11 protein-coding genes and 1 pseudogene are annotated in these 12,483 nt (G+C 65.9%); 3 read left to right on the forward strand and 9 right to left on the reverse strand.

The features are described 5' to 3' along the window. Positions 1–164: 164 nt before the first annotated feature. Complete coding sequence (locus QNO08_RS09000) at positions 165–431, forward strand: GlsB/YeaQ/YmgE family stress response membrane protein (protein ID WP_229965886.1); 267 nt, start codon at positions 165–167, stop codon at positions 429–431. A gap of 109 nt (positions 432–540) precedes the next feature. Here the strand turns inward: QNO08_RS09000 and QNO08_RS09005 are convergent, their stop codons facing one another. The 8 genes from QNO08_RS09005 to QNO08_RS09040 all read right to left on the reverse strand — a co-directional run bounded on the left by QNO08_RS09005 (position 541) and on the right by QNO08_RS09040 (position 9,348). After that, positions 541–786: a hypothetical protein gene (locus tag QNO08_RS09005; protein ID WP_229965885.1), complete on the reverse strand. Its 246-nt coding sequence runs from the start codon at positions 784–786 to the stop codon at positions 541–543. 96 nt (positions 787–882) lie between these two features. After that, positions 883–2,088, reverse strand: coding sequence for an FAD-binding protein (locus QNO08_RS09010; protein ID WP_229966093.1), 1,206 nt, complete (start codon positions 2,086–2,088; stop codon positions 883–885). Positions 2,089–2,220: 132 nt separating this feature from the next. Further along, entirely contained in the window at positions 2,221–3,732 is a 1,512-nt protein-coding gene (gene araA, locus QNO08_RS09015; RefSeq protein ID WP_229965884.1) for an L-arabinose isomerase, read from the reverse strand. Between the two features lie 80 nt (positions 3,733–3,812). After that, positions 3,813–4,490: an L-ribulose-5-phosphate 4-epimerase gene (locus QNO08_RS09020; protein WP_229965883.1), complete on the reverse strand. Its 678-nt coding sequence runs from the start codon at positions 4,488–4,490 to the stop codon at positions 3,813–3,815. Further along, a complete protein-coding gene (araB, locus tag QNO08_RS09025; RefSeq protein WP_229965882.1) occupies positions 4,487–6,223 on the reverse strand; it encodes a ribulokinase in 1,737 nt (578 codons plus the stop codon). Before araB ends, QNO08_RS09020 begins: the two co-directional genes overlap by 4 nt. Before the next feature lie 171 nt (positions 6,224–6,394). Continuing rightward, positions 6,395–7,342: an alpha/beta hydrolase gene (locus QNO08_RS09030; RefSeq protein ID WP_229965881.1), complete on the reverse strand. Its 948-nt coding sequence runs from the start codon at positions 7,340–7,342 to the stop codon at positions 6,395–6,397. Between the two features lie 4 nt (positions 7,343–7,346). Further along, positions 7,347–8,354, reverse strand: a complete 1,008-nt coding sequence (locus QNO08_RS09035) for a LacI family DNA-binding transcriptional regulator (protein WP_229965880.1) — start codon at positions 8,352–8,354, stop codon at positions 7,347–7,349. Between the two features lie 82 nt (positions 8,355–8,436). Beyond that, positions 8,437–9,348, reverse strand: coding sequence for an aldose-1-epimerase (locus QNO08_RS09040; protein WP_229965879.1), 912 nt, complete (start codon positions 9,346–9,348; stop codon positions 8,437–8,439). A 274-nt stretch (positions 9,349–9,622) separates the two neighbouring features. Between QNO08_RS09040 and QNO08_RS09045 the strand changes: the two genes are divergently transcribed. Both QNO08_RS09045 and QNO08_RS09050 read left to right on the forward strand, forming a co-directional pair. Beyond that, positions 9,623–10,165, forward strand: a complete 543-nt coding sequence (locus QNO08_RS09045) for a hypothetical protein (protein ID WP_229965878.1) — start codon at positions 9,623–9,625, stop codon at positions 10,163–10,165. Positions 10,166–10,229: 64 nt separating this feature from the next. Further along, a pseudogene (locus QNO08_RS09050) lies at positions 10,230–10,625 on the forward strand (LuxR C-terminal-related transcriptional regulator); the annotation flags it as partial. Between the two features lie 26 nt (positions 10,626–10,651). On the opposite strand, the gene QNO08_RS09055 reads toward QNO08_RS09050, so the two are convergent. Further along, entirely contained in the window at positions 10,652–12,352 is a 1,701-nt protein-coding gene (locus QNO08_RS09055; RefSeq protein WP_229965877.1) for an alpha-glucosidase, read from the reverse strand. Positions 12,353–12,483: the final 131 nt, after the last annotated feature.

Consider the following 12,483-nt stretch of genomic DNA (forward strand, 5'->3'; position numbering starts at 1 on the left):
AGGGTGAAGGGCTCGGGGCCGGGCGGCCCCTCCGGGGTCCGGGTCAGGCATTCCCCTAAACGAAGTGGGCCGGAAGCCGGCGTCCACCTTAGGATAGTCAGGATGCTTATCACTTTGGGCGGTTCCCGCAACGGGAGTGCAGCCCTCTTCAGAAGGAGATCACCATGATCGGATTCATCGTCGCAGGACTCGTTATTGGCGCCCTGGCCCGCCTGGTCAAGCCCGGAAAGCAGAACCTGAGCCTGCTGGCCACGTTGATCCTCGGTCTGGTGGGATCAGTCGTCGGCGGCGTGATCGCGAATCTGCTGGACACCGGGGACATCTTCGAGCTCAACATCCTGGGGTTCATCGTTGCCGTGGTAGCGGCCGTCCTGCTGATTGGCGTGGCCGAGTCCGTGGCCGGCCGCGGCAAGGGACAGGTTCGCCGCTGACGCGAAGCCGGAGGAAGTGCCGGCGTTCGAACCAGCAGTGTTGGAGCCCCGGGTACCGTCCCTGGGCTCCTTCGCATTTAACCGCGTTTAACCCGGCCGTTCCGCGGCTTCAGGGATTCTTGAGAGGAGGAGCCGGACGCCCGGTATTCTCCAGTTCGAGGTCAAACAGCTTCCGTTCCATCGAGTCGAGCCGGCGCTGGAGGGCCCGGTTCGCGTCCAGGCTCTGCTGCAGTTCGCGTGATGCGGCAACCGCCGGGGCCCGCTTGCTCTTGAGCACCATCCGAACAGTCTCGGTGAGCCCGAAGACAGCGATTCCGGCCAGAGGTATGAGTCCGTACCAGGGGATGTAGTCCATGGGGTGATCCTAGGCGGGAAGCCAGCCAAAAGCACGAGATGTGCCCGGCGTTTTCCCAGCGGTTGCCGGACACCGGAGGGTGCACTCAATCTTTGGTTAGCCGAGGACGTGCCGGGCCAGAAATGCGTTGCGGAACTTGCCCTCCGGATCCATGTTGTGAGCCAGATTCCGAAAGTCGGCAAAGCGCGGATACAGCTCCTGCAGCTGGGCTTGCTCCAGGGCGAACAGTTTGCCCCAGTGCGGCCGCGCCCGCAGCGGAGCAAGGGCGGCTTCCATGTGCGGAAGCAGCTCCTCGACGTCGGCCTGGCGCGGTTTCCAGGTGAAGTGGAAAGCCACCGTCTCCTGCCCGTAGCTGTTGCTCAGCCACAGGTCGTCACGGGCTATCGTCCGGATTTCGCAGACCTGGAGCAGGGGAGCGATCTTGGCCGACAAACCGCGCAGGACCCGGATGGCTTCAACGGCGGAGCTTCGCGGCACAAGGTACTCGCTTTGCAGCTCATCCCCGTTGCTGGGCGTGAAGGCCAGCCTGAAATGCGCCAGCCGGTCCGACCAGGAACCGGGAACACCCATCTGCTGGGAGCAGTTCACTGCGCTGATGCCCGGCAGCGGGTGCATCGGTTCTTCGGCAGCGGTTCCACCAAAAAACTCAGCGGCACCGGCGTAGGGCAGGTCCGTGTCGGTCCGGCTCTTGAGCCACACCTGGGATGCGGCCGGGCCGGTGAGCGAACTGAAGATGCTGACGCTGTACGCGGCGGACGTCACTGCGTCGAAGTTCTCCTCCACTGATGCCCACGGAACGTTCGTGAACACGTCCTGGCGCACTTCGTATGCCGGTTCAATGTCCAGGGTGATGCCGGTGAAGATGCCCAGGGCGCCGAGGGAGACCACCATGCCGTTGAAGTCGGGGGAGGAGCGGTCCGCCCGGACCAGGCTGCCGTCCGCCGTCACCAGCTCCAGCGCCGCCACGGCGGTGGCCAGGTTTCCGTTGCCGTTGCCGGAACCGTGGGTGGCGGTGGCGACGGCGCCGGCCACCGAAATGTGCGGCAGCGAGGCAAGGTTGTGCAGCGCGTACCCGTGCCGCACCAGGAAGGCGGCCAGGTCCCCGTAGCGGGTGCCTGCGCTCACCGTGACTGTGCGGGCCTGCTCATCGAGGACCGGCAGGCCTTCGAGCCTGTCCAGGTTCACCATGATGCCGGAGCTGTCGGCGATCCCGTTGAAGGAGTGCCTGGTGCCCACGGGACGGACGGCCGACGCCGCGGCAACCAGGACGCGCAGCTCGTCAACACTGGAAGGCTGGGCCATTTCCGCCGCGGAGTACCGCAGGTTTCCGGCCCAGTTGTATTCCTCAAGCACAGCAGACTCCCTCGGCAGCAGTTCCAGTGACCTTCATTTTTGTTCCAGTGACGGCCACGGGAACCCGGACGGTTTCAGGGGTCAGAAACCCTGTGCCAGCCGATAGTACGCCGAGTTCAGCTTCAGTTCATTGACGAAGGACTTGGTGGTGGTGGTTTCGTCGATCAGGGCCAGTTCCACCCCGGCGATCTGCGCAAAATCCTCCCACACCTCCCGGCCCAGCGCGGTGGACATCACCGTGTGGTGCGCACCGCCGGCGGAGAGCCAGCATTCCGCCGAGGTTTCCAGATCCGGGGCAGGCTTCCAGACAGCGCGGGCCACGGGGAGATTGGGCAGGTCCTGTTCGGGAACCACGTTCTCCACCAGGTTGGCAGTGAGCCGGAACCGTTCACGCATGTCGGCGAGGGAGACGACGACGGCGGGGCCCGGGTCCGCGGTGAACACCAGACGCACCGGGTCATCCTTGCCGCCGATGCCCAGCGGATGGATCTCCAGCGCGGGCTTGGAGGTGGTGAGCGAGGGACAGACTTCGAGCATGTGAGCGCCGAGGATGACTTCGCTGCCGGGGACCAAGTTGTAGGTGTAGTCCTCCATCAGGGACGCCCCGCCGGGCAGGCCCTCACCCATCACCTTGGCGATGCGGACCAGGACGGCGGTCTTCCAGTCGCCCTCGGCGCCGAACCCGTAACCGTCGGCCATCAGCCGCTGCACGGCCAGGCCAGGCAGCTGCTGCAGGCCGCCCAGGTCCTCGAAGTTGGTGGTGAAGGCGCCGAAGTTCCCGGCTTCCAGGAAGGAGCGCAGGCCCAGTTCCTGCCGGGCGCCGTAGCGCAGGGACTTGTGGCGGCCGCCGTCGCGCCTCAGCTCGGGAACGACGTCGTACAGCTCTTCATACTCGGCGACCAGCGCGTCCACTGCCTCCTCGCTGACCGCGTCCACGGCGTCGGTCAGCTCGTTCACCGACCAGGTGTTGACGGAGACCCCGAACTTCACCTCGGCCTCGGTCTTGTCACCCTCGGTGACGGCCACGTTGCGCATGTTGTCGCCGAAGCGTGCGAGCTTCAGGCTGCTGATCTCAAACCAGCCGGCTGCGGCGCGCGCCCAGGAATCGATCTTGGCCTGGACGCGGGGGCTGGAGACGTGCCCGACGACGGTCTTGCGGCTGATGCCCAGGCGGGACTGCATGTAGGCGAACTCCCGGTCGCCGTGCGCGGCCTGGTTCAGGTTCATGAAATCCATGTCGATGTCCGCCCACGGCAGCTCGACGTTGTGTTGGGTGTGCAGGTGCAGCAGCGGGCGCTGCAGCTTGGTCAGGCCGCGGATCCACATTTTGGCCGGTGAGAAGGTGTGCATCCAGGCAATCAGGCCGATGCAGGCCTCCGAGGAGTTGGCGGCTTGGATGGTCTCCAGGATTGCGTCGGAGTCCTTCAGCACCGGCTTGAAGACAATGCGGTACGGGATGGCGTTGGCGTCGTCGAGCTGGCGGGCGATGTCGCTGGCCTGCTCCCGAACCTGGGCCAGGGTGTCTTCGCCGTAGAGTCCCTGGCTGCCGGTGAGGAACCAGATTTCGCGGGTGGGGGTGGTGCTGATGGTCATGGAATCGTCCTTTGGAAACGGGCCTGGCGGGGGGCCGGGGAACAGGGGTGAAGCAGTTGAACAGGTCGGACACTGTGCAGTTACTTTTGGCCGTACACGTTCTGGTAGCGCGCGTACAGGTGATCGATGTCCGGCTGCGGGATGGGCAAAAGCTCGCCCAGCTGGCGGCTGATGTGCACGGTGCGCGCGACTTCCTCGCACAGGACGGCGGATTTCACCGCCGAGCGGGCATCCTTGCCGACGGTGAACACGCCGTGGTTCTGCATCAGGATGGCGGTGGAGCGGTGCCCGGACAGCACCTCGACAATGCCGCGGCCGATGGAGTCGTCACCGATCAGGGCGAACGGGCCCACGGGGATTTCCCCGCCGAATTCGTCGGCCATCATGGTCAGGACGCAGGGAATGGCCTCTCCCCGGGCGGCCCATGCGGTGGCGTAGGTCGAGTGCGTGTGCACAACGCCGTGGACCGCCGGCAGGTGCCGGTAGACATAGGCGTGGGCATCGGTGTCCGACGACGGTGACCCGCCGCCGTCGACCGCTTTGCCGTACAGGTCGGTGAGGACCATGCGCTCGGGGGTGAGCTCCTCGTAGGAGACACCGGAGGGCTTGATGACCATCAGGTCCTGGTCCGGAACCCGGGCGGAAACATTGCCGGCGGTCCAGACGACGAGTTCGTTGCGGGTCAGTTCGGCGTGCAGGTCGCTGACCTGGCGGCGGAGCCGGTCCACGGTGCCCAGGACATCGGAGGTCAGGGTCACAGCACAGGCTCCAGGGCTGCGGCAGATTCGTCCGGTCCGGTTTCCGCCGCTGCTATCGGCACGCCCGCCGCGGCCGCGCGCTGCATGCTCTTCAGCCGGTGCATGACCTCGTTGGCGCCGCGGCCGAAGTAGTCGTGCAGGGTCCGGTACTCGGCGAACAGGGCGTTGTAGGCGCTGACGTTTCCGGGGATGGGCTGGTAGACCCCGCGGCGGACGCGCCCCATGGCTGCTGCGGCCGTTCGGACGTCCGGGTAGGCTCCGGCGGCAACTGCGGCGTGGATCGCCGAGCCGAGGGCCGGGCCCTGTTCGGAATCGATGACCGAGAGCGGCAGGTTGATGACGTCGGCGTAGATCTGCATCAGCAGCGGATTCTTGAGCAGGCCGCCGGCCACCACGAATTCCGTGACCGGGACGCCGCTGGCGTTGAAGGCCTCGATGATGGTGCGGGTGCCGAAGGCCGTGGCTTCCAACAGCGCCCGGTACATGTCCTCGGGGCGGGTGGCCAGGGTCTGGCCGATGAAGATGCCGGAGAGTTCATGGTCCACGAGCACTGAGCGGTTGCCGCTGTGCCAGTCCAGTGCCACCAGGCCGTGTTCGCCGATGGCCTGGCGGGAGGCGAGTTCGGTGAGGTATTCGTGCACGCCGGTGCCGGCGTCGTCGGCCGCGCTGACGTAGCGGGGCGGAACGCAGTTGTTCACGAACCAGCCGAAGATGTCTCCGACCCCGCTCTGTCCGGCTTCGTAACCCCAGAGCCCCTCCACGATGCCGCCCTGGACGGCGCCGCACATCCCGGGAACCTCGTGGATTTCCTCGGCATTCATAACATGGCAGGTGGACGTGCCCATGATGGCAACCATCTGGCCCGGCTGCACGGCGTTGGCCGCCGGTGCGGTGACGTGAGCGTCCACGTTGCCCACGGCGACGGCGATGCCCTCGGGCAGGCCGGTCCATGCAGCGGCGCGGGCGGAGAGCGTGCCCGCGGGCGAGCCGAGCTGGCCGATGGTGTGTTCAAGCTTGTCAGTGACAAAGCCGGCGAAGCCGGGGTTCAGCGCCGCGAGGTAGTCCGCGGAGGGGTAGGCGCCGTCCTGGTAGATGCCCTTGTAGCCGGCGGTGCAGGCGTTGCGGACGTAGGCGCCGGTCAGCTGCCAGACGATCCAGTCCGCTGCTTCGACCCAGCGGTCCATGGCCGCGTAGATTTCGGGGTCTTCCTCGAGGATCTGCAGCGCCTTGGCGAATTCCCACTCCGAGGAGATCAGCCCGCCGTAGCGGCCCAGCCAGGTTTCTCCGCGCTCTGCGGCGAGGGTGCTGATCCGCACGGCCTGCGCCTGCGCGGCGTGGTGGCGCCAGAGTTTGACGTAGGCGTGCGGGCGGCCGGCGAACTCCGGCAGCTGGTTCAGGGGCGTTCCGTCTCCGGTGACGGGAACCATGGTGCAGGCGGTGAAGTCAGTGGCCAGGCCGATGACGGCGGCCGGGTTGATCCCGGCGCTCGCCACAGCTTCCGGAACGGCGTTGCTGAGGACATCAACGTAGTCCTGCGGAACCTGCAGCGCCCAGTCCGGCGGCAGCCGGACCTCCGATCCCGGAACGCTCTCGGTGATCACGGCGTGGGGGTACTCGTAAACCGCGGAGCCCAGTTCCGTCCCGTCGGCGACCCGCACCACCACAGCGCGCCCGGAGAGCGTGCCGTAATCCACTCCGATAACGTACTGCTCCTCCGGATGGGTACTGCTCATGGGGGCCTCCTGCTGCGGCGGGGCCGCGGAAATCGTCATTGATCTTGTTAGCGCTAACAATTAGATGTGAGGCGTGTCTCATTGTCAAGGTGAAGGGGCAGTGGGGCGCTCGACGGCAAGGGAGGTCCTGCGGCAATTAGCCGGAACGTCTTCCCTTGCCCACCCGGGGCATCAGGGATGTGGCCTCACTTCGGCGAGGAGGGTGCTCACTGCATTCAGCATTTGGGTGAATCCAGGCTGCTCGACGGGGAAGTGGCCGCAGCCTTCCAGCACGACAAGCGATTTCTCTGCTGCAACGCGGTTAAAGAAGGGCTGACTGACCTCCAGGGGAGTCCACCGATCGTTGCCGGGGTGGATCATCAGGACCGGCGTATCAGTGAACCGCTCCGGCTCAACAAGCGGCAGGGATTCGAGGAAGCTGCGCATCCATCCGAGAGGTACGCGTCCGCCTCCGCCGCTCTTGTCAGCAATGACTTCATCAACAAGTCCCTGGCCGTTGGCTACATGCCGCATGTCTGCAATCCATCGAATGGGCACACGCACGTTCGCGAGCGGGCCTGCTGCGACTGCCATTGCGGGGGCAGCCATGCTCGCCAGGGCCGGATGCCACGTCAGGCGTCGGCGCACGCCCGGGTCGCGCGGGTCAAGCAGGCAGGTGACGACCAAACGGGACGCCAGTCCTGTTGCTGCTGCCGCATCGTAGGCAAGCATGCCACCCATGCTTGCTCCCATCATGACAAGGGGGCGCTCATCGTCTTCTTTCCGCACCAGATCGACCAGAAGCTGCTGCCAGTCTCCGTACCGGACTCGTCCGAGCTGCCTCGTTGTTGTTTTGCCGTAGCCGGGAAGATCGGCAACCGTTACGTGAGCGCCCAGCTTCGAGAGGTGGGCGGCGTACGGCCACATTGCCGCACTATTGCCACCGGCGCCGTGGACAAGCAGCATCCGCACGGGAGCCTCTGGAGAGCCAATATGTTCGACGTGAACGTGGGAATCCCGCCACTTCCATGTGGAAGTCGATCGCAGAACCGCTTCACCGATCAGTGCGGGAATGTGCTTTTCGTAGCGGCGCTCATCTCGGAGTTCTGCGGGTAAATGACAGGCACGCACCTCACGCACCTCCTTAGTGCGGGGGAGCGGTGCTGCCCCGCACGATGAGCTCGGGTGAGGGTGGAGATCCGGGGCCGGAAGCACCCGACCCTGCGATCTGCTGCAGGAGCCGGTCAATGCAGTACCTGCCCATGGCGCGGAAGTCCTGGCGGATGGTCGTCAGCGGAGGCAGGAAGTATGCGGCTTCGGGCTGGTCGTCGAAACCGACAACGCTGATGTCCCCGGGCACGCTGATGCCCCGCTCGTGCAGTGCCCGCGTGAATCCCAGCGCCATCTGGTCATTCGCGACGAAGACTGCAGTGTGGGCGGCAACGTCGAACTCCAGTCCGTTGCGGTAGCCCGACTCGGAGCCCCAGTTTCCGGTCATCGGCGGGGCTGCCGCCAGCCCCCGTGCCTGCAGCTCCTCGCGCCAGCCCGCTGCCCGCCGCTGCGCGTCCATCCACTGTTCCGGACCGGCCAGATGGGCGATGGTGCGGTGTCCAAGGTCGGCAAGGTGCGCCACCGCCAGGCGCGCTGCGTATTCCTGGTTCCCCTCGGGAGCCAGGCCGTTGGCCGCAATCTCGAGCGGGATCTTCAGTTCCAGGTTGCTGAAAAGGTCCACCGTGGCCTGGGCGGGAGCCACCACCACGATCCCGTCCGGTGCCTGGTTCAGCAGATGGTTCACCGACTCCAGCATGGCCTTTCGGGTCATCCCGCGCAGGCCGGCGACGCTGACAAAATAGCCGTTCCGGAAGGCGGCTTCCTGCAGCCCGAGCAGGGTGCTCGCCGGCCCGTACTGCTCAAGCTCGGTGATGATCACCCCGATGACTTTCGAGGAGCGCGTGACGAGCGACCGCGCCGCCGCATTGCGCCGGTAGCCGAGGTCCTCAATGGCCGCCGAAACCCGTTCCTTGGTGGCAGGGCTGACATTCGGGTGGTCGTTCAGCACCCGGGAGACCGTCTGGTGGGAGACGCCGGCCAGGCGGGCGACGTCTTCCATGGTCGGCGCCGAGCCGGACGGCCTGCGGTGTGACGGGGGCATGGGCTGCTTTCAGTAGGTGCGGCACTGTGAGGTGTGGAGGACGAGGTGAAGCGGAGTGCGGTGAGGCGGGGAAGAGAAAAGGCTACCCGGCGCTGATGGAGTACGAAAAAGAATGGCGGTCGCCCGGCTCCAGGATCACCAGGTCCGTGCCGGTGTTGAAGGCATCCGGCGGGCAGGTCATGGGTTCCACCGCCATGCCGCGCCGGCCGAGTTCCTCCCCGGAATAAACCTGCAGCCAGCCGGACCCGCCCGTCCCGCCCGCCGAAGTCAGGACGCTCGCGGCACCGGTAGCGGGGTTCCGCAGGGTGACGTGCCAGAGGGCGGGCAGGCCGGTGAAGGCGTGGTCCAGGCTCATGGTGCCCAGGGTCCGGGGATGCGCAAAGTCGAACTCGGTGCCTGCCGTTTCCTTCAGTTCCAGGGGCAGCAGCCGGTCATCGGTCATCAGCACGTGCGAAGCCGTGAAGGCCACCTCGCAGTCGTCCACCGGAGCGCCGTCCACTGTGAGGTAGGGATGCGAGGACACTCCGTACGGCGCCGCGGTGCGGCCGGCATTTCTCGCCTCCACCACCAGGGTCAGTCCGGTCTCGGCATTCAGTGTGAACTCCGCGCGCAGCAGCAGCTGGTGCGGGTAGCCCGGCTGGCCGTGCAGCGTGTGTTCAAGCACGACGGCGTTGGCTGAGCGGGCGGCCACCGTCCAGTCCGCCCACACGACCAGCCCGTGCAGGGCGGTTGCGGTGGACGCCTCGTTCACGGGAACCGAGTACTCCACGCCGCGGAAGCTGTACGTTCCGGAATCAATCCGGTTGGGCCAGGGAGCCAGCGTCTTGCCTGCGTAGGCATGCGGCACCAGATCCGGATCGAACGGCAGGACGAGGTCCCGCTCCCCAAAGCGCAGGCTCTGGATTCCGGCCCCCACCGTCGCGATGCCCGCCGAGTACTGCCCCGCTTCGAGCACAATGATCTGCCCGTTGGGGGTGGTTAGTGGATTGTTCATGTCCGGCTCCTGTCGGCGGCGGGGTTATCCCCGGTGTCCTGGGAACTGCCCGGAATGCGTCCTGCGTGCACTGCGATTCACGAGTTTACCTGTGAGCGCTAACAGGGCCCGATTCCGGGCTGCCCAGCCACCCAAATGGAAGGGAATTCTTGCGGAGATGAAGACGTTTATCGAACTGGGGCGTCATGATTCTGACCATTGCCGGCGGCAACGCCCGCCGCCCCGGCCAGGGAGCCGCCGACCCGTCGCCCCTATTTGCTGGAAGGAAGGAGCCTTGGAAATAACGACCACTCTCCGCCGGATCGAGCCTCGCGCGGCTGCCGACGGATCCCAGATCTTCGCGCTGGCCACTGACGCCGGGCTGCTGCTGACGGAGCCTCATAACCTCGCCCCGCGCAGGCTCGCCGAAGTGATGCCGCTGAACCGGCGCATCCGCGCCCACGTTGCACTGACCGTCGATGACCATGACCTTGCTGTCCGAGACTGGCGGATCGCCCGCTCCGCCGAGCTGCTGCCGGAAGTGGCGCTGGCGGACGTGGAATGGGATGGCCGGTTCGGGATGCCCGTCGACTACTACGACCACGACGCCGCTGCTGCCGCAGCGCCGGACACCCGCTGGTCCGTCGTTCGGCATGGCCCTGATCGCCGCTTTGTGATCGACCCGACCGCCGACTACCGCCGCGCTTTCACTGTGGCCCGGGAGCATAATCTGGGCGACGACTACCGCGCGGACTCATTCGATGATCGGTTCGTCGTGGTCGCCGCGTCACTCGCCGAATGGAACTGTTACGCCGCCAACGGACCCCACGCCGACTGAAAGGCCGCCAGCCGCGGCGCAGCGTGGTGCGTCCGGCGTCGTCCAGCGCGGCGGTGTCGGTGCCGGCAGAGCCGTGCTGATCCTGACCACATATGACAGCGACGCCGACATCCTGGCAGCGATCGATGCCGGAGCTGCCGGCTACATGCTCAAGGACGCGGCACCGGAGGAGATGCGCAGCGCCGTGGCGGCAGCCGCCGAAGGACGCACGGCTCTGGCCCCGCAGGTGGCCGGGCGCCTGCTCGGACAGCTGCGGAGCCCGGAAACCACCCTCAGCCCGCGTGAGCTGGAGCTGCTGGAACTGCTCGCGGACGGCATGTCCAACCGCGCCATGGCCCGGCAGCTCTTCATCTCCGAAGCCACCGTTAAAACGCACCTGCACATTTACGAGAAGCTGGGCGTGGACAACCGCACTGCCGCCGTCAACGAGGCCCGCAAGTGCCGCATCATCCGGCGCTAGCGCCGATTAGGGACGGCTAACTGCCATCAGGCGGAGGACAGGCTGTGGACCCGCGTTTCCCAGGGCCGCAGCACGTCCGGATCACCCGGCTCCGAGTAGTTGCCGAGCACCAGCTGATGCCGGTTCAGGTAGGTCGGCACCGTCAAGAGTCCACCGGAGACATTGCACATCACTGCCAATTCCTCATTTCCCAGCCGGCGCCGAAAGGCAAAGAGCACCGGATCGCTGGGATCCATCAGCTCGAAGTCGCCCAGCGAGACCACTTGAGAAGCGTGGCGCAGGGCAATGAGCCGCTGGTAATAGCGGAACACCGAGTTTTCCGCTGCCCGGTCCGCCGCGGCGTTGACGGTCCGGTAGTTGGCATTGACATCGATCCAGGGCGTGCCGGTGGTGAAGCCGGCGTTCGGCCCGTCATCCCACTGCATGGGTGTGCGGGCATTGTCCCGGCTGACCCGGTTCAGGGTGGCCAGGATGTGGTCACGGCTCACGCCGCGGGTGAGCGCGAAATCGTAGTAGGCCAGTGTCTCCAGGTCGCGGTACTGCTCCAGGGAAGTGAACCCGGCGTTGGTCATCCCGATCTCCTCGCCCTGGTAGATATAGGGCGTGCCGCGCTGCAGATGCTGCAGTGTTGCCCACAGGGTGGCTGATTCGTAGCGGTACTCGGTGTCATCGCCGAAACGGGAGACCGCCCGGGGTTGGTCATGGTTGCCCAGGTACAGGCTGTTCCATCCCCGGTCCGACAGCGAGCGCTGCCACCGGTTCCAGATGGTTTTCAGGTCCTGCAGCCGCATGGGCAGCGGATCCCACTTGCCGCCGGGTCCGCGGTCCAGGCGCATGTGCTCGAATTGGAAGACCATGTCCAGTTCGCCGCGCAGCGCATCGGTGAAGAGCACAGCCTCATCCACGGTGACACCGTCGGTTTCCCCGACCACCAGGTAATCCGTGTCCCGGTAATTGAAGACCGCCCGCATCATTTCCTGCAGAAACTCATGCACCCGGGGGCCGGAAACATAGGAGGGGGCGCCGTTGGCGTACATCCCTCCGGCACCCACCGGACTGTCAGGCAGGGAGGGCCGCTTGGAGATGAAGTTGATCGCGTCCATGCGGAACCCGTCAATGCCGCGGTCCAGCCACCAGTTCATCATGTCGTAGACCCGCCGGCGCACGCGTGTGCTTTCCCAGTTCAGGTCCGGCTGGTGGGGGCTGAACAGGTGCAGATAGTACTGTTCGGTTCCCGGATGGTAGGTCCACGCGCTCCCGCCGAAAATCGAGCCCCAGTTGTTGGGCTCGGCACCTGGTTCATCGGGTGAGAACCCGCGCCGGGGATCACGCCAAAAATAGGAGTCCCGCGACTCGTTGCTGCGCGAGGACGAAGAGACCTTGAAGGCCGAGTGCTGATCGGAGGTGTGGTTCACCACAAGGTCCATGATCAGCTTCATGCCGCGCCGGTGCACTTCGGCCAGCATCCTGTCGAACTCCTCCTCGGTACCGTACAACTCGTCGATCCGCCGGTAGTTGCTGATGTCGTAGCCGTTGTCGTACTGGGGGGACTCATGGATGGGCGAGAGCCAAAGGACGTCCACCCCCAGCTCCCTGAGATAGTCCAAGCGGTTTATGATGCCGGTGAGATCACCCACACCGTCGCCTGAGCTGTCGGCGAAGCTCCGGGTGTAGATCTGATACACCACGGCGTTGGTCCACCACGCCGGCTGATAGGGATTCCTCATCGAACTTCCGGTCCTTTCGCAGGCCCACACAACGGGCGGCGCGCACGGCCCCCGGGACAGCGCACCGGCTGAACCCAGCTTAGGTTCCGGCGCTGCCCGCTTACAGGGTCAGGCAATCCTGCGCAGGCTCA

The sequence above is a fragment of the Arthrobacter sp. zg-Y820 genome (assembly GCF_030142155.1).
GTDB lineage: Bacteria > Actinomycetota > Actinomycetes > Actinomycetales > Micrococcaceae > Arthrobacter_B.